Annotated in this window: 21 protein-coding genes; 10 read left to right on the forward strand and 11 right to left on the reverse strand. The window is 71.0% G+C overall.

Annotated elements, in window-relative coordinates:
* Nucleotides 1–7 precede the first annotated feature (7 nt).
* From dapB to GRS48_RS13295, 4 genes are all read right to left on the reverse strand, one after another.
* Nucleotides 8–808 carry a 4-hydroxy-tetrahydrodipicolinate reductase gene (gene dapB / locus GRS48_RS13280; protein WP_159487309.1) on the reverse strand — a complete coding sequence of 267 codons (801 nt, stop codon included), beginning with the start codon at nt 806–808 and terminating at the stop codon, nt 8–10.
* Nucleotides 805–1764 carry a 4-hydroxy-tetrahydrodipicolinate synthase gene (gene dapA, locus GRS48_RS13285; protein ID WP_159487311.1) on the reverse strand — a complete coding sequence of 320 codons (960 nt, stop codon included), beginning with the start codon at nt 1762–1764 and terminating at the stop codon, nt 805–807. Before dapA ends, dapB begins: the two co-directional genes overlap by 4 nt.
* A gap of 494 nt (nt 1765–2258) precedes the next feature.
* On the reverse strand, nt 2259–3443 hold the full coding sequence (locus GRS48_RS13290) for an MFS transporter (protein ID WP_321168453.1): 1185 nt from the start codon (nt 3441–3443) through the stop codon (nt 2259–2261).
* An 81-nt stretch (nt 3444–3524) separates the two neighbouring features.
* Nucleotides 3525–4733: a Xaa-Pro peptidase family protein gene (locus GRS48_RS13295; protein ID WP_159487313.1), complete on the reverse strand. Its 1209-nt coding sequence runs from the start codon at nt 4731–4733 to the stop codon at nt 3525–3527.
* A 430-nt stretch (nt 4734–5163) separates the two neighbouring features.
* Here GRS48_RS13295 and GRS48_RS13300 point away from each other — a divergent pair, with 430 nt between their 5' ends.
* Complete coding sequence (locus GRS48_RS13300) at nt 5164–6135, forward strand: transcription initiation factor IIB family protein (protein ID WP_159487315.1); 972 nt, start codon at nt 5164–5166, stop codon at nt 6133–6135.
* 19 nt (nt 6136–6154) lie between these two features.
* Here GRS48_RS13300 and GRS48_RS13305 read toward each other — a convergent pair whose 3' ends face one another.
* Nucleotides 6155–6634, reverse strand: a complete 480-nt coding sequence (locus GRS48_RS13305) for a cupin domain-containing protein (protein WP_321168454.1) — start codon at nt 6632–6634, stop codon at nt 6155–6157.
* A gap of 133 nt (nt 6635–6767) precedes the next feature.
* Here GRS48_RS13305 and GRS48_RS13310 point away from each other — a divergent pair, with 133 nt between their 5' ends.
* Nucleotides 6768–7268, forward strand: coding sequence for an NUDIX hydrolase (locus GRS48_RS13310; protein WP_159487320.1), 501 nt, complete (start codon nt 6768–6770; stop codon nt 7266–7268).
* 96 nt (nt 7269–7364) lie between these two features.
* Complete coding sequence (locus GRS48_RS13315) at nt 7365–9779, forward strand: hypothetical protein (RefSeq protein ID WP_159487322.1); 2415 nt, start codon at nt 7365–7367, stop codon at nt 9777–9779.
* 160 nt (nt 9780–9939) lie between these two features.
* Here GRS48_RS13315 and GRS48_RS13320 read toward each other — a convergent pair whose 3' ends face one another.
* Nucleotides 9940–10245 (reverse strand): hypothetical protein, encoded by a 306-nt coding sequence (locus tag GRS48_RS13320; protein ID WP_159487324.1) that lies wholly within the window; start codon nt 10243–10245, stop codon nt 9940–9942.
* A gap of 313 nt (nt 10246–10558) precedes the next feature.
* On the opposite strand from GRS48_RS13320, the gene GRS48_RS13325 reads away from it, so the two are divergent.
* Nucleotides 10559–11911: an adenylosuccinate synthase gene (locus tag GRS48_RS13325; protein WP_159487326.1), complete on the forward strand. Its 1353-nt coding sequence runs from the start codon at nt 10559–10561 to the stop codon at nt 11909–11911.
* A gap of 142 nt (nt 11912–12053) precedes the next feature.
* On the opposite strand, the gene GRS48_RS13330 is transcribed toward GRS48_RS13325, so the two are convergent.
* Nucleotides 12054–12266 (reverse strand): hypothetical protein, encoded by a 213-nt coding sequence (locus tag GRS48_RS13330; protein WP_159487328.1) that lies wholly within the window; start codon nt 12264–12266, stop codon nt 12054–12056.
* A gap of 185 nt (nt 12267–12451) precedes the next feature.
* On the opposite strand from GRS48_RS13330, the gene GRS48_RS13335 reads away from it, so the two are divergent.
* Together GRS48_RS13335 and GRS48_RS13340 are read left to right on the forward strand one after the other, a co-directional pair.
* On the forward strand, nt 12452–13564 hold the full coding sequence (locus tag GRS48_RS13335; RefSeq protein ID WP_159487330.1) for an aminotransferase class V-fold PLP-dependent enzyme: 1113 nt from the start codon (nt 12452–12454) through the stop codon (nt 13562–13564).
* Between the two features lie 142 nt (nt 13565–13706).
* Complete coding sequence (locus GRS48_RS13340) at nt 13707–13895, forward strand: hypothetical protein (RefSeq protein WP_159487332.1); 189 nt, start codon at nt 13707–13709, stop codon at nt 13893–13895.
* A gap of 137 nt (nt 13896–14032) precedes the next feature.
* Here the strand turns inward: GRS48_RS13340 and GRS48_RS13345 are convergent, their stop codons facing one another.
* On the reverse strand, nt 14033–17101 hold the full coding sequence (locus tag GRS48_RS13345) for an FAD-binding and (Fe-S)-binding domain-containing protein (RefSeq protein ID WP_159487334.1): 3069 nt from the start codon (nt 17099–17101) through the stop codon (nt 14033–14035).
* A 141-nt stretch (nt 17102–17242) separates the two neighbouring features.
* On the opposite strand from GRS48_RS13345, the gene GRS48_RS13350 reads away from it, so the two are divergent.
* Nucleotides 17243–17551 carry a PRC-barrel domain-containing protein gene (locus tag GRS48_RS13350; protein ID WP_159487336.1) on the forward strand — a complete coding sequence of 103 codons (309 nt, stop codon included), beginning with the start codon at nt 17243–17245 and terminating at the stop codon, nt 17549–17551.
* Nucleotides 17552–17791: 240 nt separating this feature from the next.
* Here the strand turns inward: GRS48_RS13350 and GRS48_RS13355 are convergent, their stop codons facing one another.
* Complete coding sequence (locus GRS48_RS13355) at nt 17792–18655, reverse strand: alanyl-tRNA editing protein (RefSeq protein WP_159487338.1); 864 nt, start codon at nt 18653–18655, stop codon at nt 17792–17794.
* 294 nt (nt 18656–18949) lie between these two features.
* Between GRS48_RS13355 and GRS48_RS13360 the strand changes: the two genes are divergently transcribed.
* Nucleotides 18950–19651 carry an HD domain-containing protein gene (locus GRS48_RS13360; protein WP_321168455.1) on the forward strand — a complete coding sequence of 234 codons (702 nt, stop codon included), beginning with the start codon at nt 18950–18952 and terminating at the stop codon, nt 19649–19651.
* Nucleotides 19652–19776: 125 nt separating this feature from the next.
* Here the strand turns inward: GRS48_RS13360 and GRS48_RS13365 are convergent, their stop codons facing one another.
* A complete protein-coding gene (locus GRS48_RS13365; RefSeq protein ID WP_159487969.1) occupies nt 19777–20484 on the reverse strand; it encodes a TetR family transcriptional regulator in 708 nt (235 codons plus the stop codon).
* 478 nt (nt 20485–20962) lie between these two features.
* On the opposite strand from GRS48_RS13365, the gene GRS48_RS13370 reads away from it, so the two are divergent.
* Together GRS48_RS13370 and GRS48_RS13375 are read left to right on the forward strand one after the other, a co-directional pair.
* Nucleotides 20963–22657 (forward strand): COG1361 S-layer family protein, encoded by a 1695-nt coding sequence (locus GRS48_RS13370; protein ID WP_159487340.1) that lies wholly within the window; start codon nt 20963–20965, stop codon nt 22655–22657.
* Nucleotides 22658–22702: 45 nt separating this feature from the next.
* On the forward strand, nt 22703–25246 hold the full coding sequence (locus GRS48_RS13375; protein ID WP_321168456.1) for an MMPL family transporter: 2544 nt from the start codon (nt 22703–22705) through the stop codon (nt 25244–25246).
* 48 nt (nt 25247–25294) lie between these two features.
* Here GRS48_RS13375 and GRS48_RS13380 read toward each other — a convergent pair whose 3' ends face one another.
* Nucleotides 25295–25528, reverse strand: coding sequence for a hypothetical protein (locus tag GRS48_RS13380; RefSeq protein ID WP_159487343.1), 234 nt, complete (start codon nt 25526–25528; stop codon nt 25295–25297).
* Between the last annotated feature and the right edge of the window lie 25 nt (nt 25529–25553).

Consider the following 25553-nt stretch of genomic DNA (forward strand, 5'->3'; position numbering starts at 1 on the left):
CCGCCCGTCATGCGTCGAGGACGTCGTCGAAGTCGTACCAGCCGGGGTCGGCGTCGGCCAGCCACGCGGCCGCGTCGAGCGCCCCCTCGGCGAACACCCCGCGATCGCCCGCGCGATGGGTCAGCGAGAGCGTCTCCCGGTTGCCCGCGAGCAGCACCTCGTGCTCGCCGGTGACGTCGCCCGCGCGCCGCGCGTGGACGCCGATCTCGCCCGGACGTCGGGGGGCGTCACCCTCGCGCCCGTGGACCCGCTCGTCGAGGTCCCCGCGGACCGACTCCACGTCGGCGAGGATCGTCTTCGCCGTGCCCGACGGCGCGTCCCGCTTCCCGTTGTGGTGCGTCTCAGTCAGCTCGACGTCGTAGCCGGGCACCGCCGCGACGGCCTCCCGGACCGCCCGCCGGAGCGCGGCGACCCCGCGCGCGAAGTTCGACGCCTTCAGCAGGGGGACCGAGCGGCTCGCGTCCCGGAGCCGGGCGGTGCCGGAGGAGTCGAACCCGGTCGTCCCGGTGACGACCGGGACGCCGGCCTCGGCGCAGGTCTCGGCGTACGACGCCGCCGATTCGGGCCCCGTGAAGTCGACGAGGACGTCCGGGTCGCGCTCGGCGAGCAGGTCGGCGAGCCGCCCCGCGTCCGCGACGTCGACGCCCGCGATCGGGTCGGTCGCGGTGCGGTTCACCGCGAGCGCGACCGTCACGCCCTCGCGGGCCGCCGCGGCCGCGATCACTTCCCGGCCCATCCGGCCGCCCGCGCCGGTGACGGCGACGCGGAGGCTGTCGCGGAGAGCGTCGGCGCCGTCGGGACCGCTCATTCGGCGGCCCCCACGGCGTCCGGCGTCCCGCCGTCGTACGTCGCGAGCAGGTCGCGGAGGGCGTCCCGGCGCTCCGCGGAGAGCCGCGTGAGCGGCGACCGGACCGTCGGCCCGCCCCGCCCGCGGATGTGCATCGCCTCCTTCACCGGGATCGGGTTCGTCTCGACGAACAGCTCGCGGACGAGCGGCGAGAGCTCGTGGTGGAGGTCGCGGGCGCGGTCGTAGTCCCCCGACAGCGCCGCGCCGACCATCGCACAGGAGCGCTCCGGCTCGACGTTGGCGACGACGCTTATCGTTCCGGTCCCGCCGATCGAGAGGATCGGGAGCGTGAGCCCGTCGTCGCCGGAGACGACCGAGAACGCCTCCTCGCGGGTCCGCTCTATCACTTCGCTGATCAGGTTCAGGTCCCCGGAGGCCGCCTTGTACCCTCGGACGTTCGGGTGGGTCGCGAGCTCCGCGGTGACCGTCGGGGGGATCGACTGGCCCGTCCGCGAGGGGACGTTGTACACGATCTGGGGCAGGTCGACCGCGTCGGCGATCGTGCGGTAGTGGTCGAGAAAGCCCTGCGGCTCCGGCTTGTTGTAGTACGGGGAGATGAGCAGCAGACCGTCAGCGCCCGCGTCGGCGGCCCGCTCGGACAGCGAGAGCGCCTCCGCGGTGTTGTTCGAGCCGGTGCCCGCGATGACGGGGACGTCGCCGACGGCGGCCGCCACCGTCTCGATCACCTCGACGTGCTCGTCGTGGGTCATCGTCGCCGACTCGCCGGTGGAGCCGACCGGGACGAGCCCGTCGACGCCGGCCGCCTCGAGGTAGCGGGCGTTGTCGGCGAGCTGGTCGTGGTCGACCTCGTCGTCGTCCGTGAACGGGGTCGTCATCGCGGGGTAGACTCCCTCGAACGGTTCGTCAGTGCTCTCGTGGTCGGTCGCGTACGGCGTCGTGGTTCGGGTGTTCGTCATGGGTCGTGTGTTGCGGTGGTCGCGGTGGTCGCGGTGGTCGCGGCGGTGCAGTGGTCGCGGCGATACGGCGGTTGCGGTGGGTCGACGGTCGACGTCCGCGTCTCGGTCCGGTGACGGTCGGTGTCGCGGACGGTGCGTGTCGCGGACGAGGAGTCGCCGTCGAACGTCTCGCGCGGTCGGGGGTCGTCCGGGACGGGGTCGCCACTCCCGCCGGTGGACGTCTCACGCGCGTTTTTTCGAGAAGAGTCGCGTCGCTCCCGACGGCAGCGGGCCGCGTTCGGACGCGGTCGGAATCACGTCCGTTCGTGTGTCCGTCGGAGATATATGCGTTGCGCCTCGGGCGAGGTTCGCGCCGCCCCGGCCTGATATAAAAGGGACGCGAGGACGGGATCCGCGTGCGCCGGTGCTCGACCACGGCGCGGTCTCGAGGTATATAAACGGCCGCCGACGTCCCCGCCCGACCCTTATAAACTGCCGCGCCCGCGACGGCCCGCTCAGAGTCCGAGGCGGAACAGCCGGTTCGCCGCCAGCGTCGCCAGCCCGAGCGCCATCACGCCGGCGAGCAGCCCGAAGGCGACCGTCCAGCCGGCGACGTCGGAGACGCCGCCGACGACGGCGCTGCCGGACGCTCCGATCACCATGTACACCGTCCGGACGAGTCCGAACCCCGCGCCGCGCTCCTCCTCCGACAGCAGGTCCATGAAGCGCGACTGGAGCGGCGCGCCCCACGACATGGCGAGCCCGACGAGCAGCAGCGCGACGACGACGGGCGCGAGCCCGAGCCCCTCGCGGGTCGCGACGACGAGCAGCCCGTATCCGACGACGCCGGCGGCCATCGTCACCATGGCCGCGGTGTCGCGGTCGATCCGGTCGGAGAGCGCCCCCGTCGCCGGCTGGGTGGTCCCGTGGACGAGGAAATACAGCGAGAACAGCAGCGCCGACAGCGCCGTCGAGAAGCCGCCGCCAACCTCCAGGAACGTCGGGAGGAACGACGCGGTCGCCTGCCAGGTGAACGCGCCGGCCGTCGCCAGCGCGGTCGTGTAGAGGATCGGCGGCCGCGACAGCAGCTCGACGACCGGCCCGACCGCGAACCGCTCGCCGACCGGCTGATCGGGGCGGGTCGGCTCCGTCGGCCGGATCCGCCACGCGAACAGGACGAGCGCCGGGACGGCGACGGCGGTGCCGAGCAGCACCCCGACCCGCCACCCGTATCGGGCCCCGATGACCGCCGCGAGGGGCGGGGCGATAAGCCCCGCCAGCGGGCCGCCCGCGATGTGGACGCCGATGGCGCGGCCGATGTCGTCGAACTGCTTCGCGAGGAACGTCGTCGCCACCGTGTAGTGGAGCCCCGCGCCGGCCCCCAACACGACCGTGAACGCCATGAACGCGAGGATCGACGGGGAGACGGCGATGAACAGCGTGGCGACCGCGGTCGCGGCGACGGCGGTCAGGATCACGGTCCGCTCGCCGTAGCGGTCCCCGAGGACGCCGGAGGGGAACTGCGCGAGCGCGTAAGCCGCCCACATCCCGGAGAGCGCGAGCCCGACGGTCGCGTTCGTGGTCTCGAACGTCGCCGTGATCGCGGGGACCAACGGGCTGATGGCCAGTCGAGCGACCATCGTCGCGGTGAACGCGAGCGTACAGAGGGCGAGCGCGGTGTGGGCGTACCGCCAGTTCACGGACGCCGTTCACGGCCGGGGGAAAAGCGGGTTCCGGTCGCGGCGAGGTGGACGGTGTGCCACGGAACGACACGGGACGGGCTACTCGACGACGAACTCGAGCGGGTAGTCGGTGAGGTTCTCGTGGCCGTCCTCGGTGACGACGACGAGGTCCTCGAGGCGGACTCCGCCGACGTCGGGGTCGTAGAGGCCGGGCTCGACGGTGACGACGTGGCCGGGCTCCAGCTCCGCCCCGCCGTTCGACAGGCGGGGGAGCTCGTGGACGTCGAGGCCGATCCCGTGACCGGTCGAGTGGATGAACCCGGTCTCCGTTTCGGGGTCGGTGCGGAACGTGGGTTCCCCGGCGGCCTCGTACACCGCACACGCCGCGGCGTGGACCTCCTCGCCGGTCGTGCCCGGCTCGACCGCGTCGAGGGCGGCCGCGAGCGCCTCCTCGGTGAGGTCGTACCACTCGCGGAGCGTGTCGCTCGGCTCGCCGACGCAGAACGTCCGGGTCATGTCGGCGTTGTACTTCGTCGCCTTCGACCGGGGGAAGACGTCGATGATGATCGCCTCGTTCGCGGACAGCGGCCCGGAGCCGCGGTTGTGAGGGTCGGCCGCCTGCGCGCCGCCCGCGACGATCGTCTCGTCGAGCGCGCAGCCGTGGTCCAGCAGGGTGACCTCGATCTCCCGTTTGACGCGCTCGCTCGTGAGCGGCGCGCCGTCGTGGACGAGGGTCCCGGCGTCGACCGGCTCCGGCCCGGGCGCGTCGACGTCGTCGACGGGCACGTCCTCGCCCGCGACGGCGGCCCCCGCGATCAGCGCCTCGGCGGCCCGCAGCGCGGCCTCGTTGGCGCGCTGCGTCTCGCGGATCGCCGCGATCTCGTCGTCGGTCTTCACCGCACGGACCTCGGTCAGGGCGTCGCCGTCGTCGACCATGACGTCGATCCCGCGGTCACGGAGGGCGTCCGCGGTGCCGACCGGGCCCCGCGGCGGCACGAGCACCGACTCGACGTCCTTGTCGCGGACGAACGCGGCGTACATGTCGTACCGGGCGTCGGAGCCGCCGTACTCGTAGTCGTAGTCGGCGTGGCGCTCGACGACGTCGGCGGCCGCCTCGGTCGTCGCGCGGCCGTACTCCAGCCCCGAGACGAGCATCGAGACCTCGCCGCCGGCGTACAGCGTGAGGAACGGGTCCGGGCCGGTGAACCCGGAGAGGTACAGCTGGTTGGCGTCGGCCTGTGAGGCGTCGAGGAGGTAGCCGTCGGCGCCGGCCGCGTCGAGGACGTCGTCGAGGCGTGTCGGATCCATACCCGTCGTCCCGCCGCGACCACCAAAGCGGTTGTCCTCGCGGCACGTCGCCGACAGCGGTCGAGACGGGTTCTGGGACTGTCAGGACGAGTGCTGGACGTCGGAACGAGTGCTGGACGTCGGACGGATGCTGTGACTGTCGGGGGAGGTGCGGAGGGTGTCGAGACGGGCGTCGATGACGGCTCTCGACACGAAACGAATAAGTACGACCGTTCGATGATTCGTCCCGGATCGTGCCGGGAGAAGACACCGGAGATACGGAACGGAGTAGTACCGCGAATTCGACCGTTTCGGGGCGGTGAAAAGCCGCTATTTGACACGATTTGTGAGGGGTCAATTTAAGTATCTTCGGCCCTTTTCAGAAGGTGAGGAATACTGAACCGAGACCCATCTCTCGGTCCCGCCATTCCCGCCCCACGAACCCAACACAATGAGCGAACACGTTCGAACGTATACGGCGGAGCACGTCGACGACGAGCAAGAGGAGCAGCCGTCGTCGGAGGAACTGTCCTGTCCCGAGTGTGGCGGCCAACTCGCGACGGACACCGAACACGGCGAGACGGTCTGTGCGGACTGCGGACTCGTCGTCGAGGAAGACGAGATCGACCGCGGGCCGGAGTGGCGCGCGTTCGACTCCGCGGAGAAGGACCAGAAGTCCCGCGTCGGCGCGCCGACGACGAACATGATGCACGACAAGGGGCTGTCGACCAACATCGGCTGGCAGAACAAGGACGCGTACGGGCGGTCCCTCTCGAGCCGCCAGCGCGAGAAGATGCAGCGGCTCCGGACGTGGAACGAACGGTTCCGCACGCGCGACTCGAAGGAGCGCAACCTCAAACAGGCGCTCGGCGAGATCGACCGCATGGCCAGCGCCCTCGGCCTGCCGGACAACGTCCGCGAGACCGCCTCGGTCATCTACCGCCGCGCGCTCGACGAGGACCTCCTCCCCGGCCGGTCGATCGAGGGCGTCGCCACGTCGTCGCTGTACGCCGCCGCCAGACAGGCCGGAACCCCGCGTAGCCTCGACGAGATCGCGACCGTCTCGCGGGTGGAGAAGGACGAGATCGCCCGGACGTACCGCTACGTCGTCCGCGAACTCAAACTCGAGATCCGGCCCGCCGACCCCGAGAGCTACGTCCCACGGTTCGCCTCCGATCTGGGCCTCTCCGACGAGGCCGAGCGCCGCGCGCGGTCGCTGCTCGCCACCGCCAAGGAGCAGGGGCTCCACTCCGGGAAGTCGCCGGTCGGGCTTGCGGCCGCCGCCGTCTACGCCGCCTCGCTGCTCACCAACGAGAAAGTCACTCAGAGCGAGGTCAGCGACGTCGCGAACATCAGCGAAGTCACCATTCGCAACCGCTACCACGAGCTCCTCGAGGCCGATGAGGGCGTGGCGATGGGCTGATCGGCGCTGAGCCGATCGACTACTCGTCCGTCCAGTAGTCGACGTCGTCGCCGATCCGATAGTACCCCTCCAGGCTCCGCCCCTCGTCGCTCCCGGGCGGGGCACCGACGTACACGCCGAACTTCTCGGAGTCCGGGTACACCGTGACGTCCGGCTCCGACATCGTCGAGATCACGAGGTAGCGAAGCGGCTCATCGCCGTCGTTGACGACGCGGTGTGCACCCGACTCGTCCGCCGGAAACGCGACGTAGTCGTCGGGCGACACCGGGTGGGCCTCGTCGTCGAGGCGGACCGTCCCCGATCCCGAGAGCACGTACATCGCCTCTTCGTTGTTCGTGTGGTAGTGATACGGCCACGAGCGCTCGCCGGGCGGGAGCAGGTACAGGCTGCAGCCGATCCGCTCGCCGTCCGCGGCGGCCGCGACCCGTTTCCGTTTCCACGACGCCCGCTCGTCCGTCGAACGCTCCCAGTCGAGGTCTCGCGTGTTGACAGGGGTCACATCGACGTTCTCGGCCACCGATCGGAAACCCGTTTCGCTGGGGAGCGCGAAGCGAGGGGAGGGGAGCGAAGGGGGGAACGCGGAGCGGGAGAGGGGACGCAAGCGAAAAGACGGTCGCCGGCCATCGCGGCGTATGGAGACGACCCGCCACTTCACCGCGACCACGTTTGTCGTCAACGACGGCGCGACCGCCCTCCACGACCACGAGCGGCTCGGGATCACCCTCCCGCCGGGGGGACACGTCGATCGGGACGAGCTGCCGCACGAGGCCGCGCTGCGGGAGGTCCACGAGGAGACCGGCTTCGAGGCGGAGCTGATCGCCGACCGCGCCGACGTCGACGCGCCCAACTCGCGGGCGCTGCCGGAGCCGGCTCATCTCATGTTACACGACATCAACGTTCACCCGGACGGGTCGGTCGGGCACCAGCACGTCGACCACCTCTACTTCGCGCACGTCCCCCACCGACGGATCGAGCCCGCGGGCGACGACGAGGCGACGCCCGACGACTGGGGCTGGTACACCCCCGACGACCTCCGGGCGAGCGACCTCGAACCGGACGTCGTCGCGCTCGGCCGCGAGGCGATCGCGGTCGTCGACGACGCCGTCAGCGGCGCGGCTGACGGCAGCGACTAACCGCCCCACCCCCGCCCGTGCGCCGCAGACGGCGTCTGACGGGCGTCCTTCGCTCCGGAAAGTATTTGCCTCGTTGTCGGCGAGTTACCCCCAATAATGGACGCCCAGCGACTCGAGGACATCACCGAGTGGGACGCCCGGAGCTTCTCGGACGGGTTCGCCGGCCTCCGCCGTCTCGCCGATCGGGGGTTCTCCGGGGCGGCGACGGACGGAACGGGGTGGCTGTTCCTGTTGAACGGCCGGGTCGTCGGCGTGGTCGACGCCGACCTCGACGCGTTCGCCGACGCCTCGGGGACGGCGTATCAGGCCCCCGAGGAGGAGCTCCCGCTGCTGTTCGCCATGCTGGAGCGGGGCGGGGAGAAGCGCGCGCAGTACTACACGAACGACACGCCGCTCTCGGAGGCCGACCGGAAGCTCTCCGCCGGCGGCTTCACCGGCTACGTGGAGCTCTCCGAGAACGTGCTCTCGGGCGACTACTACCTCACCTACACCGGCGGCGACTCGCGCGCGGCGGCGTACGTCGGCAACTCGCGGCGGCTGGAGACCGGCGACGACGCGTTCGCGCTCGCCGACGACGAGGTGGGGATCTACACCGTGTACGAGGTCGACCTCGACGTCCGTGAGCTCCCGGAGCCCGACGCGGGCACGGCGGCGACGGCCAACGGGGACGCGGCGGCGGACGCGGACGCAGCGGCGGCCGACGCGGACGCAGCGGCGGCCGACGCGGACGTGGACGACGGGGACGACGCCACGGACGGGACCAACGACACCGACGCCAGCGTCGCCGCTGACGCCGACCCCGACGGAACCGCCGCAGAAACGACCGACTCCGACGGAACCACCGCAGAGACCATCGATACCGCCGCAGAGACCGTCGACCGGGCGGACGGCGAAGAGGGTGCCAAAGCGGTCGACGCGGACGCCAGTGCGATCGAAGCGGACGCCAGTGCGATCGAAGCGGACGACGCCGTGACCGACAGCGACGAGGAGGGCAAGGGCGGCGGCGGCGACGGCACGGACCGCTCCGCGAAGACGGAGACGGGAACGAACAGAGCGGTAACCGAAGGACCGAAACGAGAGTCGGAACCGAGGGCGGGACCGGGGACGGAACCGGGACCGGGGACGGAACCGGGACCGGAACCGTCACCCGGAGGAACCGCCGAACCGGAGGCCGGGGCAGGGTCGACCGCCGAGGGGCCGACGGGCAACGGGGGTCCCGGCGAGGACGTCTTCTCCGAGGAGGAGGAGTGGCGGGAGGCGAAATCGATCCCGGCGCTCGACCCGAAGGAAGCGAGCGAACGCCGTCAGCGGGGGCGTACGGACGCCCACGACGGGGAGGCTCGGAACGCCGGACCCGCGCGGTCCCGATCCGCGGGGGTCGGCCCCCAGGAGGGGATGGGGAAGGGGTCGTCGACGGCCGCCGAGGGGTCATCGCGGTCGTCGCAGTCGACACGGCGGGACGCGAACGCACCGCCCGAGCCGCGCGCGAGCGATCGGTCCGGGCAGGCGGCCGTCTCGAAGCGTCCCGCGGTCCAGCGGAGCCAGCTCCAGCGGGAGGTCCAGCGGCTCGAAGCGGCGCTTTCGGACGCCGAGTCGGCCCGCGACGAGGCGGCGGCCGAGCGCGATGAGGCGGTGACCGAGCGCGACGAGGTCGCCGCCGAACGCGACGAGCACGAGCGCGAGGTCCGACGGCTCGAGTCGGAGCTCGCCGACGTCCGCGAGGAGCGGGACCGGCTCCGGGACCGGCTCGCCGAGCTCGAGGCGGAGCTCCCGGACGCCGAGCGCTCGATTCCTGCCGCACGGGCGCGCGGCGAGACCAACCTGTTCATCAGGTACGGCTCGAAGGGGGGCGTGACGCTGGAGGACGTCCACGACGGGAACGCGGACCGCGAAGCGCTCCGCGAGAACATCCGGATCGAACACCACACCGGCTTCGAGAGCGAGGGGGCCGTCGTCGACGGCGTCCCGTTCACCGAGTTCCTCGAGGGGACGATGGAGTACGGGTTCACCCGCTGGCTCGTCGAGGACCTCCCGTTCGAGATCGCCGACACCGGCAACGAGAGCACGCTGCGTGACCTGTACGACGCGCTGCCCGAAGTCGACCGCGCGGAGATCGGCGGGTCGGTGTCGGTCGTGACGCGGGAGAACGGGGAGGAGAACCGCGAGCAGCGGGCGTTCGACCTCGTTTTGCGCGACCGGATGGGCAACCCGCTGTTCATCGCCGACCTGAACGACAGCCGGGAGCCGACGGTCGAGGGGACTCTGGAGTCGCTCGTCGCGAACGGCGGCGACATCGGGGAGTCGAACGACTCCTTCGCCGCGGCGTTCGCGGTGACCGCGAGCTTCTTCGAGCCCGGCGCGCTGGAGGCCGCGAGCGACGCGGTCGGCGGCGGGCTCTTCAGTCGGTCGAAGCGGGCGAGCTTCGTGAAGCTCTCGCGCAAGCGCGGCTATCACCTCTGTCTCGTCGAGTCGCGCGATGGCGGGTTCCACCTGACGGTCCCCGATTTATAGGCGCCGGTCCCCAATTTATAGGCGCCGCTCCCGGATTTATAAGCGCCGCTCCCGGCGTTCGAGGACCGCAGAACGCCCGGACCCGCCGAGGCCCCGTCGCCGAGGGGAGACGGGTGGCTCGTCGAAACGTGTCCGGGCTGATATATAAGACGTGAACGAGTCAGTTCTCGACTTCGGCGGCGTCGTCGATCCGCATCGTGCCGAGTTTCTCGATCGTCTCGTCGAGCTTGTCGTCGAGCTCGTCGACGAACTCGTGGGTCCGATCGGTCGTGATCGCGCCCTGGCTGGACGGCTCGATCAGGTTCTCCTCCTCGAGGACGCGCAGCGAGTACCGAACCTTGTGATGGGGGTACCCGGTTTCGTTCGACATCTTCACGATACCGATCGGTTCGTTCGCGATAACCATCTTCAACACCTGGAGGTGTCGTTCCAACATGTCCACCTCTTTCTCAAGTCGATCTATCATGCCACATGTTAACTTGTCATGCCTCCCTTTAAAAGTTGCTGTCCGAGTCCGCACCGAAAACGCCTGATCTGAGACGTTGACGTGCGAGTAGTTAACGGTTCGGATCGCGTGCCGATCGGGCACAAGCACACGGCGTCGTCCGGGATCGACACGGGAACGAGCGGTGATCGACTCGTCAACGACGGACGACACACGAACACGCACGGACGACGATAGCCGATCCGTATCACCAGCCTGACGATCCACGATCGTGGTGTCCTCGCGCCGACGGACCGTAATCGGTTTTAGGTCCCGTTTGGTACAGGGGAGCGGTATGACTGTCACCATCGTCGGCTCCCAACTGGGAGACGAGGGCAAGGGCGCGCTCGTCGACCGGTGGGGAGGGGACGCGGACGTCGTAGTCCGTTATCAAGGCGGCGACAACGCGGGCCACACCGTCGTCGAGGGCGGCGACGAGTACAAGCTATCGCTGGTCCCGAGCGGGGCCGTGCGGGGCAAGGTCGGGATATTAGGCAACGGCTGCGTGGTCAACCCGCGCACCCTCTTCGACGAGCTCGGCGCGCTCCGCGAGCGCGGGCTCGACCCCGACGTGCGCGTCGCGCGCCGGGCGCACGTCATCCTCCCGTATCACCGCGTCCTCGACGGCATCGAGGAGGCGGTGAAAGCCGACGACGACGCCGGCGAGGAGGTCGGGACCACGGGCCGCGGCATCGGCCCGACCTACGAGGACAAGGCGGGTCGCCGCGGTATCCGTGCCGGCGACCTGCTCGACCCCGCAGTCCTCCGCGAGAAGCTCGAGTACGCCGTCCCGCAGAAGCGCGCGCTCGTCGAGGACGTGTACGGGCTCGAGATCGAGGGCACCGACCACGAGGAGGCCTTCGACGTCGACGCGCTCCACGCGGAGTTCGCGGCCGTCGGCGAGCGGCTGGCCGACGAGGGGATGACGGTGAACTGCTCGGACTACCTCTACCGCCGGGCGTCGGCGGGCGACCGGATCATGTTCGAGGGCGCACAGGGCACCCACATCGACATCGACCACGGCAACTACCCGTTCGTCACCTCGTCGAACCCGACGGCGGGCGCGGCGGCGGTCGGCTCGGGCGTCGGCGTCACGACCGTTGGCGCGGGCGAGGTCGTCGGGATCGTGAAGGCGTACCTCTCGCGGGTCGGCTCGGGGCCGCTCCCGACGGAGCTCGACGGCGACGCCGACGAGGAGGCGCTCGCGAGCGAGATCCGCGAGAAGGGCGGCGAGTTCGGTACCGTGACGGGTCGCCCGCGGCGGATCGGCTGGCTCGACCTCCCGATGGTCCGGCACGCCGCGCGCGTCTCCGGGTTCACCGGCCTCGCGGTCAACCACGTCGACGTGCTCGCCGGGCTGCCGGAGCTGCAGGTCTGTACGGCATACGAGCTCGACGGCGAGGAGATCGACACGGTCCCCACCTCGACGGAGCGATGGGAGCGCTGTGAGCCCGTCTACCGCGAGTTCGAGACGTGGGAGTCCGTCGACTGGGCGGCCGTCGCCGAGGAGGGGTACGACGCGCTGCCCGCGGCGACCCGCGACTACCTCGAGTTCCTCGCGGACGAGGTCGACACGCCGGTGTACGCCGTCGGCGTCGGCCCGGACCGCGAGGAGACGATCGAAGTGGTCAACCCGTTCGACGCGTAGGCGGCACGAACGGGACACGGAGGCGACACGGAGACGACACGGAGGCGACACGGCCGCCGTTCGTTCACCTCGAACGCTTCGGCGATCTTTTATAAGTTAACCGTCGGTTCCCTCGAGGAGTTTATAAACGCGATCCGGCCGTTCACGGGTCGGTCCGATCGCCGGACCGTTCGTCCCCGTTCGACGCGGACCGGTAGCCGTCGACGAACATGAGGAGCGCCAGGATCGCGATGGGAACGAGAAGCAGCAGCCCGCCGGGGTCGTTGTCGGGCGCGATCGCAACCGCGAGCGGGACGCCGACGACGGCGGCGGCCGCACAGTAGAGGAACAGTCGGGTCGTGGAGAGGGCGTCCATGGATCGCCCTTCCGATGGGAATTGATAAATGTTCGTCCGAACCGCGGGATCGTGGCCTCGCTCGGGCGGGCATGGACCTCACGGACGTGGCCGGGGAGGAGGACGCGTCCGTAGCGAGAGTCGGTCCTTCCGGAACCGACGGCCGCCGCCGGGACCCTTATAGGGGTTCCGGCGGCCGTACCGGTATGGACCCACTGGACCTCCGCGCGGACGCCCCGGCGCTCTCGGAGGCGACGTACCTCAACTACGGGGCCCACGGACCGAGCACCCGGAGCGTCGTCGAAGCGGCCGAGTCGATGCTGGAGCGACACGAGTACGGCTCCGCGACCGCGGACCCCTACGAGGTCGCCTTCGCGTCGTACGACGACGCGCGGGAGCGCATCGCGGCCTTCATCGGAGGCGAGGGCGACGACGTCGCCCTGACCGAGAGCACGACGGACGCGATCAACCGGATCGCGGGCGCGATCGACTGGGAGCCGGGCGACATCGTCGTCCGAACGGATCTCGAACACCCCGCGGGCGTCCTCCCGTGGCGGCGGCTCGAACGCGAGGGCGTCGAGGTCCGGGTCGTCGACACCGCGGGCGGCCGGATCGACGTCGACGCGTTCGCGGACGCCGTCGCCGACGCCGAGCTCGCCTGCTTCAGCGCGCTCACGTGGACCCACGGCACCGTGCTTCCGGTCCGCGAGCTCTGTGAGATCGCCGCCGACGCCGGTGCGTTCAGCCTCGTCGACGCGGTGCAGGTCCCCGGACACCGCCGGATGGACGTCGCCGAGTGGGGCGCGGACGCCGTCGCCGCCGCCGGTCACAAGTGGCCCCTCGGCCCGTGGGGCTCGGGGTTCCTCCACGTCGACCGCGACGCCGCGGCCGCCCTCTCGCCCCGCGCCGTCGGCTACCGGAGCGTGACCGAGCCGACGGGCGACGGGCTGGCGTACGAGCCGGGGGCCCGGCGGTTCGAGGTCGGCACCACGTCGCCGGCTCCCCACGCGGGGCTGGTGGCCGCGCTGGACGCCGTCGAGGCGGTCGGGCTGGACGCCATCGAGACGCGCATCGCGGCGCTCACCGACCGGCTGAAGGCGGGGATCGACGAGGAACGGCTGTTGAGCCCGTCCGGGTTCGAGTCGGGGCTCGTCACGGTCGCCGTCGACGACCCCGAGGCGGTCGTTGAGCGGCTCGGCGAGCGGGGGATCGTGGTCCGGTCGCTGCCGCATCCGGAAGCGGTGCGGGTGTCGGTCCACGCCGTCACGACCGAGGCCGAAGTGGACGCGGTCGCGGCCGCGCTGTCGGAGGTCGTGTAGGGCCTCGGCCCCGCGACGGACCGTCGGACGCAGCCGTGACGGAGGACGTTCCGCGAGCTCGCGACGGAAGCGCACGGCGACCGGGGAACCGACGCAGCCGACACCGGAGAGCTGAAGCGGGCGCGTGACTCGATAGTCGACCATGAGTAGAACGGTTCCGGAGCCGGACGTCGACGAGGTCTTCGGCGAGCCCGCCGCGGCCGTCGCGAGCGATTGGGACCGCGAGTTCTGGGTCGGCGTCGCGCGGTCGATGGTCGGCGTCGACGAGGCCGTCCTCGAGGAGCGCTCGACGGCGTGGATCGTCGCGCGGTGTGAGGACGCCGGGTACTGACTCCGGGTACTGACCCCGGCCCCGACCGCGCTGTCGACGGTCGCGTACGGATCGATCGACGGGTCGAAAACGGGTATGGGTATGAGGGGACGACACCCGAAGCGGGTGCGGAAGAACGGATCCCGCGAGCCGCGCGCTCAGGCGATCGCCGCGGCGAGCTTCTCGACGGGATGGGGCGGCTCCGCGGCCGCGTCGTCGCGGTCCTCGAGCTGGCTCCGGCACGACGCGCCGGGGGCGACGACGACGTCGCCGTCGCTCGCGTCCACCTGGTCGTACAGCAGCCGCCCGATCGCCTTGCTCATCGAGTAGTGTTCCGCCTCGTAGCCGAAGGAGCCGGCCATCCCACAGCAGGACGAATCGAGGGGGTCGACCCCGTAGCCCGCCCGGCGGAGGACCCCGACCGCGTGGTGGTCCTTCTTCGTCGCCTTCTGGTGGCAGTGACCGTGGTACGTCAGCCGCTCGCCGGGCGCGTCGAACGCGAGCGCCTCGTCCAGCCGGAACGCGTCGACGTACTCCATGACGCCGTACGTGTTCGCCGCGACCGCCCCGACGTCCGCGTCGGGCACGTCGCTCGCGTCGCCCGCGAGCAGGTCGAAGTAGTCGGACTGGAGCATGACGGCGTCGGACGGCTCGACGACGACGACGTCCCACCCCGTCTCCACGTCGGGCACGAGCGTTTCGACCGTGTCGCGGGCGGTCGCGCGCGACTCCTCGAGGAGCCCCTTCGAGTGGGGCGGCCGCCCGCTGCCCGCGACGTCGGCCATCCGGACGTGGCAGTTCGCGGCCTCGAGCACGCGCACGGCGGCCTTCCCCGCGCCCGGGTTCGTGTACGTCGTGTACACGTCGGGGAACAACAGGACGGCGCGGTCCGCGTCGGCTCGCGGGACGCCGGGGCCGCCGCGGGCCTCGAACCAGTCGGTCAGGCTCTCCGAGCGGAACTCGGGAAGCTTCCGCTCGCTCGCGATCCCCAGCGTCTTCTCCATGAGCAGGCGCGCGCCGGGCACCTTCGGTGCGAGGTTGGCGACGGGCGCGAGCCGCGAGCCGATCGGCGCGAGCGACTCGAAGCTCCCGAGCAGCTTCGTGCGGAGGCTCGCGCCGTGTTCCTCGTGGTGAGCGTGTTCGACCTCGGCCTTCAGCTTCGCCATGTCGACCTCGCTCGGGCAGTCCTTCGCACAGCCCTTACAGCCGATACAGAGGTCCATCACCTCGGTGACGAACTCGTCGTCCGTCGGGTCGTCGGGGAGCTCGCCCGCCATCGCGCCCCGGAGCAGATTCGCGCGGCCGCGGGTCGCCTGGATCTCCTCGTCGGCGGCACGGAAGGTCGGACACATCACGCCGCCGGTGGTCTCCTGTGGCCCGCGACAGCCGCCACAGCCGTGACAGAGCTCGACCATCCCCTGCATGCCGTTCTCGTTGGCCCACTCCAGCGCGGGGTCGAACCCCGTCTCGAGCGCGTAGTCGGGCGAGAACCGGAGGTGCTCGCGCATGTCGAACTCGCCGCAGACGTTGCCCGGGTTGAGCAGCCAGTCGGGGTCGAACGCCGTCTTGAGTTCGCGGAACGCCGCCCAGAGGTCGTCGCCGTACAGCTTCCGGTTCCACTGGGTCCGCGCGCGGCCGTCCCCGTGTTCGCCCGACACCGACCCGCCGAGCCGGACGACGGCGTCGGTGACGCGGTCGGCGATGTCGACCATCGCGTCCACGCCGTCGACGTCCTTCGTGTTGATCAGCGGGCGGACGTGGAGCACGCCCGGGCCGGCGTGCGCGTAGAACGTCGCGAAGGTCCCGTTGTCCTCGAGGATCCGCTGGAACTCGCGGGTGTACTCGGGGAGGTGTTCCGGCGGGATCGCACAGTCCTCGATGAAGGAGATGTGCTTGGCGTCGGAGGTCCGCGACAGCAGGATCGGGAGGCCGGACTTGCGCATCTTCCAGAACCGGTCGCGCTCGTCGGGGTCGTGCGCCTCCATCGCGGCGAACGCGCGTCGGGGCTGGGCGGTCGTCTCCGCCGCTTCCGGGCTCGGCTCCGCGTCGGTGGCCGAGCCGTCGGCGAGGGTGTCGCCGACCCGGTCGGCGATCAGGTCCGCGACCTTGCGTTTCCCGTCGGCGTCGTCCTCGGCGTAGAACTCGACGAGCAGCACGGAGTCGGTGTCGTCCGGGAGCGTCCCGACGAGGTCGCCGAACTCGGCGGTGTCGGCCGCGAGCCCGAGCAGCACGTCGTCCATCACTTCGACGGCCGCCGGGTCGTGTTCGAGCACGGGCGCGACGTCCTCCATCGCGTCGAGGAGGTCCTCGTAGGCGAGCAGCGCCACCGCCTTCGTCTCCGGGATCTCCACCAGCGAGACGGTCGCCTCGGTGACCGTCGCGAGGGTCCCCTCGCTGCCGGCGATCAGCCGACCGAGATTGACGACGCCCGCCTCGCCGAACTCGCCGCGGTACTCCGCGAGCAGGCGGTCGAAGTTGTAGCCGGAGACGTTGCGCTTGAGCTCCGGGAACCGCTCGTCGATGGCGTCGGCCTCCTCGTCGAGCACCCTGACGACCGCGGCGTGGATCCGCGGGAGCAGGTCGTCGGCGTCGGGGTCCGCCGACTCGCGGAGATCCTCGACGGCGACCTCGCCGAACGTCGCCACCGTGCCGTCCGCGAGGACGACCTCCAGCTCCTCGATGTAGTGGTCCGTCTTCCCGTACTTCAGCGAGTGCGAGCCGGTGGAGTTGTTGCCGATCGCGCCGCCGACGGCGGACTTGTCGCGCCACGCCGGGTCGGGCGCGAACTTCAGCCCGTCGGGCGCGACCGCGGCGTTGAGGTCGCCGACGTACGCGCCCGACTGGACCCGCGCCGTCCGCGCCGCCGCGTCCGTCGAGAGCACCGCGTCCATCGCCCGCGAGAAGTCGAGGACGACCGCCTCGTTGACGGTTTGGCCCGCGAGCGAGGTGCCGCCGCCGCGCGGGAGCACCGGGATCCCCTCCGCGAAGCAGTACTCGTGAACCGCCGCGACGTCGGCGGTCGACTCCGGGAAGACGACGCCGATGGGCGTCACCTCGTACGCGGAGGCGTCGGTCGCGTAGAGCCGCCGCGAGTAGTCGTCGAAGCGCACGTCGCCGTCGACGCGTCGTTCGAGCGCGTCCACCAGGTCGGGTCGGTCGACCGAGCCTCCCGTGTAGTCGAAGTCACCCCGGTCCCGCGGATCGGGTCCGGACGTGTGTGTAGCCATGGTGGCGGGTCACGCCGGAGCGATGAAAAGCCCTCGGACCGGGTCGATCCGGCCGGTAGTCGCCCGGGATCGCCGCGGCGCGTCAGACGGGCGTCGTTCGACAACGAACGCTTAATAGGACCGCTCGTGACCGTACCGAGTATGAACGGTCCGCCCGAGGAGATCACGTCGCTGGTCGGTCGTGAGGTGTATTCGAACAACGGAGTGTTCGTGGGCGAGGTGGAGGACGTCCGCCTCGACCTCGACGCGCAGTCGGTCACGGGGCTCGCACTCGCGGAGCTCAACGCCGAGCTGTTCGCCGGGCGGGTCGACCGCAACACCGGCGTCATCGTCCCGTACCGCTGGGTCCGCGCCGTCGGCGACGTCGTCCTCATCAACGACGTCATCGAACGGCTCGACACCGGCGAGGACCCGGAGGACGCCGTCGAGGCCGAACAAGGACCCGCGTAGTCCGCAGAGCCAGGCCGCCTGCGTCCCTCGCGCCCGCGTCCTCGAACCGCTTTTCGGAACCCCGACCGTGCTTCGGCCAGCCGTGCGGCCGTGACGGCGGCTCGCCCTCGGCCGGGCGACGGCCGAGGGGCTGTCAGGCGACCGCCACGGAAACACCGACGGGCGCGAAGGCCGCGAAAGTCGCGAAGACCGCGAAGACCGCGAAGACCGCGAAGACCGCGAAGACCGCGAAAACCGCCGTCAGTCGATCGTCGCGTCGCCGTCGGTCGCGTGGTTGGCGAGCACGAAGTTCACCCGCTCCTCGTCGCTGCCTTTCGTCTCGCGACCGGTGACGACGACCTCGCCGATCTCCGCGGTGTTGCTCACGTGGGTGCCCGCACAGGCGGTCCGGTCGTACGGCTCCTCCGCGTCCGCCCCGCCGACCTCGACGATCCGGAGTTCGGTGATCGACTCGGGGAGCAGGTCGATACGGGTCCGGTCGGTGTCGAGCGTCGCCTCCGCCGCCGCGCGGTCCATCGTGTAGCTCGTCACCGGGCGGGCGTCGTCGACGAGGTCGTTGAGCCCCGACTCGATCCGCGCGAGGTCGTCCGCGTCGAACCGGTCGTAGGCGGCGTCGAGGTGCGCGTGGTCGGCGTACAGCTGGTTGCCGGTCGTCAGCGCGTCGAACTCGGTCAACAACAGCGCGGAGAGCAGGTGTTGGGCGGTGTGATAGCGGGCGTGTGCGTGTCGGCGGTCCCAGTCGACCTCGCCGACGACCGCGGTCCCGGGCGCGGGGAGGGCCGCGTCGCCCTCGGCAGCCGTCCCGTCGTCCGCGACCGGCTCGAGCGTGTGGTAGATCGTGTCCGACTTCGCGACGTCGACGACGCGCCAGCGGCGACCGGCGTCGGTCCCGTCGGAGCCGTCGGCGGCCGCATCGGGGAGATCACCGTCCGTGTCGCGGTCGTCTGCGGGCGCGACCGTGAGGACGCCGGTGTCGTGTGGCTGGCCGCCGCCGGTCGGGTAAAACGCGGTGCGGTCGAGGACGACCCGGTCGTCGAGGGTCCGTTCGACGGTCGCCTCGAAGCGTCGTCGGGCGTCGTCGACGAGGTAGAGCTGGTCGGTCATGTCGCGTGGGAGCCGCCGCATCCACTTACGCGTTTCCAGCGACCTCCGTCGACCGCGACGAGCGGTTCGCCGGCGACGACGTCCGCGAACGACGATTCGTCGACGCCCGTGATCAGGGGTCGATCCTCGCGATCGGGAGCCGATTCCCGCGATCGGGAGCCGATTCCCGCGATCGGGAGCCGATTCCCGCGATCGGGGGCCGATCCTCGCGATCGGGGGTCGATCCGTCGTAACGACTAAGAACGGAACGCCCCTCCACCACGGTAATGAGATACGAGTTTTTCGCGCCTCGAGGTGGTCATCGTGGGCGTCGAGATTAAGGAGACGGAGGTGAGCGACGAGGAGTTCGGGGAGATGAAGCGGTTCGTCAGGGACTACCTCTCCGCGAGCGTCGAGGGCGAGGAGGACGGCGGCCGCATGCGCTGGTACCCGTGGCACTCCTCGGAGTACCGGTTCAACCACATCCTCAACGTCGTCGCGCTCGCGACGCGGATCGCCGAGGCCGAGGGCGCGGACGTCGACGTGGTGCGCGTCGCCGCGGTGTTCCACGACGTGGCCAAACTGGAGGCCGACCAGGACGTCCACGCCGAGGCCGGCGCGCGCGTCGCCCGCGAATACCTCCGGAGCCGCGGGGACTACCCCGAGTCGTTCATCGAGGAGGTGTGCGGCGCGGTCGTCGACCACTCGTACACGGGCGACCTGAGCGACGTCCCCCTGGAGAGCCGCTGTCTGATCGAGGCCGACATCCTCGACAAGGTCGGCGCGAACGGGGCCGCACTGATGCTGCTGCGGATGGGGTACGAGTCCCGGACGCACATGGACGCCGCGAAGATGGTCGACCGCGTGCTCCAACGCGGCCGCGACCACACCGACCGCATCGCCTCCGACACCGCCGAGAGCATCGCCCACCAGCGGATCAAGCGCGTGAAGTGGTTCCGCGAGTGGCTCGAGGAGGAGGTCACACAGATGGACGCCGGCGACGTCGGCGGCCGGTAGCCCGTCGAACGCTACGTTCTGCCCGAGCGCCCGGGAACGAGCACCAGGTACCACCCGATCCCCCGAGCGAGCGCGACGTCCCGGCCCTCCGGCCGTTCAACCGGCGCGCAGCGGTCGACCGACGCTCACTCCTCGAGCGTGACCCGCGGGAGCGTCGCGTCGAGGTAGCGCTCGACGCCGGCGACCGTCCCGTCGACCCAGCCGCGGTCGCTCGTCGTCGCCCAGCGCAGCATGCCGCCGGTCGCGATCGTCTGCACGGTCGCCGCGACCGCCTCGGGATCGACCGGGTCGTCGCCGATGGACCCCGGGCCGACCTCGGACGCGTCGGGCGTCTCGGCAGTCACCTCGGCGGCGGCCTCGCGGACGGTCCGCTCGAGGAACCGCTCGAAGACGCGGTCGCTCCGGTCGAAGTGGTCCCGATACGCGCCGTCGTGGGCGGCCTGTGCGCGCAGCTCGACGACCGCCCTGAGAAACCGGCCGTTCGGGGCGCGGTCGTCGTCGATCGCCCCGGGGCGGCTCATCGCGACGACGTATCCCACGATCCGGTCGCGGGCGGGTCGCTCGACGCCCACCGACGCGTCTCCCGCGGTCTCCCCGGAGAGTTCGTCCTCCGAGACCGCCTCCTCGAAGCCGTCGAGCAGGAACTCCAACAGGTCGACGAGCAGGTCGTCTTTCCCGTCGTAGTGGTGATACAGGAGCGACGGGCTCTTCTCGAACTCGTCGCCGATCCGCTGGATCGTCAGCTCCGCGTACCCGTGGGCACACAGCGCGCGGAACGCCGCGCCGAGGATCTCCTCCCGGGTGCCGTCGGGGTCCGCGAACGGGTCGTTCATTCCGTGTACTCCCCGTGAGCCGTCGTGGCCGTCGAGGGTTCCGGGCTCACCGATCCCGCCGGAGTGGCGGCTCTCTTCGCCCTCCCGCTCGGCGTGTCGCTCATGGCCGAGGTACCGCGGGCGAGTATATAGGGTGCCTGATTGAACGTTCATTCAATACGCTTATGCCGGCGGCGCGTGAGTCGAATCCCATGACTCGAACGGACGCTTTCCGGAGCGTCGACGCCCGGAACCGCCCCATTCCCGACGACCGGGGCCGCCCCGTCGACCGGTCTTCCGACCGCCGCCCCGTCCCGGTCGGTCGATCCGCCGACCGCCGCCCCGCCCTCCATCCGTGCGACCGCGGTGAGCGACGATGAGGACGGGAGCGGAGCGGACGGAATCGGAACGGGCGGGATCGGAGCGGCGAACACGAAACCGAGGACGTCGCCGGTCGCACCGCGCCCGAACGGCCGTCCCCTGCCTCGTGCTCGCCTGCATGCTCGCCCTCGCGGTCGGTCTCGCGGTAGCGGGAAGCGCCGGCGCGGTGACAGGGGATGCCGGGGACGCCCTCCACCCGGACGCCCCCCACCCGAACGCCCTTCACCCGGACGACCCCGCCTCGCTCTCCGACCCCCTCGACGACGGGGTCGTCGCACAGGCGAACGCCTCCGCCGGATCGGGACAGATCCGCGGCCGGCCGCGGCTCGACGCCTTCCTGTCGCAGCCGACGGTCCGGTCCGGCGGCGAGTCGACCGTCACGGTCGACATTCTGAACAGCGGCGAGATGCGGACGGGGAACGACCTCGACCCGCGGGTGACGACCGCGCGAAGCCTGCGCGTCGAGGCCGACGCGGACGGCACGCCGCTCACCGTCACGAGCGGCGACGTCGCCGTTGGCGACGTCCCGACCGGCTCGCCTGCCGCCGTTCCGATCGACGTGGTGGTGCCCGACGACGTCGCCGACGGCGAGTACGATATCGAGGTGACCGCGCGGTACCGGTACACGAGCCAGATCGTGCCCACGTTCAACACCCACAACGACCGCACGGGCACCGACACCTTCGACGTCACCGTCGTCGTCGACGACGGCGCGCGGTTCGCGATCGTCGACGCCGACACCGACGCGCAGGTCGGCGGGAGCGGTGACGTCTCCGTGACGATGCGGAACGTCGGGGAGGAGACGGCTCGCGACGCGTACGTCACCGGGGGTGCGACCGGAAGCGAGGTCGCGATCGGGGACGGACAGAGCGACGCGTTCGTCGGCGACTGGGCGGCCGGCGAGAACCGGACCGTCACGTTCGACTCGACGGTGTCGCCCGACTTCGCCGGCGACGCGTACGCGCTCCAGGCGACCGTCGGCTACCGCGACGCCGACGGCGTCGAGGCGGAGTCGCCGACCGCCCGGACCGGGATCACCCCGATCCCGAAACAGTCCTTCCCCATCGACGACGTGTCGGGGGCCCTCGAGGTCGGGTATTCGGGGACGGTAAGCGGGACGGTGACGAACGAGGGGCCGCTGCCCGTCGACGACGCGGTGTTGGTCGCCGAGCCGCGGAGCGACCGCGTCCAGTTCGGCGAGAGCCGGTACGCGCTGCCCGCCCTGGATCCGGGCGAGTCGACCGAGTTCGCCTTCGACGCCGACGTGAGCGGACAGGCCGACCCCGGCCCGCGACAGGTCGGGTTCACCGTCGAGTACACGAGCGGCGACGGAACGGTCGCGATCGAGTCGACCGACCGCGTCGAGGTCGCCCCGCGCCAACCGGAGTTCGCGCTCGTCGCCGAGAACGCGACCGTTCCCGCGGGCGAGACGCGTCGGATCGCGTTCGAGATGACCAACCAGCGGCCGGAGACGCTCTCGTCGATCAACGCCGGGCTGTACGCCGACAGCCCGCTGTCGGCCGTCGACGACGGGGCGTTCGTCGACTCGCTGGAGCCGGGCGAGTCGACCGAGATCTGGTTCGAGGTCGCCGCCGCGCCGGGCGCGAGCGTCAAGACCCATCCCGTCGAGCTCGACTTCCGCTACGACGACGAGCGGGGCAACGACCGCATCTCCGACGTCACGCAGTACCCGGTCGAGGTGACCGCGGCGACCGACGACGGGGAGGGACCGTCGACGCTCGTCCTCGTCGGGATCGGCGCGGTCGTCCTCGTCGTCGCCGCGGCGGCGGTCCTCCGATACCGGCGACGGTAGCCCGATGTCCCGACCCACCGACCACCGACGGCGCGCGGGGCGGCCGTGAGCGCGGCCGATCGGTTCGTCGAGCGCGTCGACGCCGTCGTCACCGGCCGGCCGGCCGCCGTCGTCGCCGTCTTCCTGCTCGTGAGCGTCGTCGCGCTCGGCGGGGTGACCGCGATCTCGACCGCCGCGGGCGCGGACCAGTTCACGGAGGACCTCCCCGCACAGCAGGCGCTCGACGACATCGACGAGGAGTTCGAGACTTCCATCGACGGGAGCGGCACCGGCGCACAGCTCATCGTCTCCGACGACGACGTGCTCTCGCGGGCGGCGCTCGTCCGGATCTTGGAGACCCAACACCGGCTGGAGTCGCGGTCCACGCTCCGCGTGTCGTCGACGACGAGCCACGCGAACGCCGTCGCGACCGCGCTCGACCCCTCCGCGGAGACCCCCGCCGAGCAGCGGCGGGCGGTCGAGGAGGCGACGCCGCGCGAGCTGCGGGCCGCCATCGAGGAGGCGGACGCGACCGGTGCCGTCGCCGCGCAGGTGTCCGCCGAGTACAACCCGACCGCCCAGCGGGCGGGGACCGCGATCGTCGGGATCAGCTACGACGTGCCGGACGCGGCGGGCTCCGACCGGGTGACGACGCTCCAGACCCGCAGCGTCGAGGTCGTCGACGCGGTGCCGGGGAACGAGGCGGGCGAGAACGCGATCCTCTTCGGTGACGGGATCCTCAACGCGGAGATCGCCGCGCTGTTGACCGACACCGCGATCATCGTCTTCCCCGCCGCGTTCGTGCTCATCCTGCTGTTCTTGTTGGTCGCGTACCGCGACCCGATCGACATGGCGCTGGGCCTCTCGGCGCTGTTGATGGGGGTCCTCTGGACGTTCGGCTTCATGGGGTACGCGGGGGTGCCTTTCTCTGACGCGCTCATCACCGTCTTCCCGCTGCTGCTCGCGGTCGGGATCGACTTCGGGATACACATCATCAACCGCTATCGCGAGGAACGGATCGCCGGGGGCGGGATCGCCGGCGCGATGCGGATCACGACCGACCAGCTGCTGATCGCCTTCCTCCTCGTGACGATCACGACGGTGTTCAGCTTCGCCGCCAACCTCACGAGCCCGTTCCAGCCGAACCGCGACTTCGCGATCGTCGCCGCCGCCGGGATGGTGTTCACGCTGTTGGTGTTCGGGATCTACCTCCCCGCCGCGAAGGTGCTCGCCGACCGCTGGCGCGAGCGGCTCCCGGTCCCCGAGTTCGGGTCGACCCCGCTCGGGACCGGCGGGTCGCGGCTGGGCCGCGTCCTCCGGGTCGGCGTCGACCTCTCGCGGGTCGCCCCGGCGCTCGTGGTCCTCCTCGTGCTCGTCACCGCCGCGGCCGGCGGGGCGTACGGCACCGGCGTCGACACCGAGTTCTCCGAGGAGGCGTTCTTCCCCGACGAGGACCGACTGGCCGTCTACAGCCAGCTCCCGGAGCCGTTCGCGCCGACCGAGTACACGTTCCTGCGGGTCCTCACCCTGTTCCAGGAGGAGTTCGAACAGGAGTTCGGGGGGTCAGTGACGCTGTACGTCGACCAGTCGGTGCGGGACGACGACTCGCTCGAGCTGATCGATCGGACGACGCGGAACCCGCCGGCGACCCTCGAGTCGAGCGACAACTGGCGCGCGGACTCGACGAGCATCGTCACCGTCATCGACGACCACGCCGAGCGGGACCCCGAGTTCCGGCGGACCGTCGAGCGCAACGACCGCCTCGGGACGGGCGTCCCCGACCGGAACGTCGACGACGTGTACGACGAGCTGCTCGCCTCCGACGCGCGGTCGGAGGCCCGGAGCTACCTCGCCGCCGACCGCGGGAGCGCCCGGATCGATTACACGATACGGCCCGGCGTCGACGACTCGCGGGCGGTCGCCGACGTCCGGATGCTGGCCGAGCGGACGCCGCTGGAGGCGGTCGCGACCGGATCGCTCGTCGTCAACGAGGCCGTCATCGACGTCCTCCTGGCCTCGGCCGTCGACAGCCTCATCGCCGCCTTCGTCCTCACCGCGGTGTTCCTCACGCTGTCGTACCGATACCTGGAAGGGAAGGCCGTGTACGGGCTGATCAACCTCATTCCGGTGCTCGCGACGGTCGGGCTGCTCGTCGGGTCGATGCGGCTGCTCGGGATCGCGTTGACGCCGATCAACGCGCCGATCCTCTCGGTGTCGATCGGGCTCGGCGTCGACTACACGGTCCATTTCGTCCACCGGTTCGTCGACGAGTACAAGGCCGGCAAGGGGATCCAGGAGGCGCTCGACGTCACGATCGGCGGGACGGGCGGCGCGCTCACCGGCAGCATGCTCACGACGGTCACCGGGCTCGGCGTGTTGTGGCTCGCCGTCATCCCGCTGATACAGGACTTCGGGGCGCTGCTCGCGCTCGGGGTGTTTTACGCGTACCTCTGTTCGATCCTGCTCGTCCCCTCCCTGGTCGTCGTCTGGGACCGGTACGGGTCGTACGTCGGGCTCGGCCTGAACGAGACGCTCCGGGACGACGAGACGCGCCGGGACGACGAGACGCGCCGAGACGACGAGACGCACCGGGACGCCGGCGGGTCGTAGCCGCGCGAGGCGATCAGCGGTGCGCGACCCGTCGCGGTGAGGGTAGGGTTAGCGGCCCTCGCCGTCGAGCGCCGCGACGTACCGCTGCCGGATCCGGAAGCACGCGAGACTCGAGATCCCGAAGACGACCGGTAAGGCGAGGTCGCCGGCGGATCCCGACAGCGCCGGCAGCGCGGTCATCCCCGCCAGCAGCGCGAACAGCAGCGACAACAACCCCGTGATCGGGACGACGTAGCCGTCGGCAAAGACGACGCCGCCCCGACCATCGGATCCGTCGTTCATGTCCGATTCTCGGGACGGGCCCCCT

The organism is Halorubrum sp. JWXQ-INN 858, from assembly GCF_009806985.1.
GTDB lineage: Archaea > Halobacteriota > Halobacteria > Halobacteriales > Haloferacaceae > Halorubrum.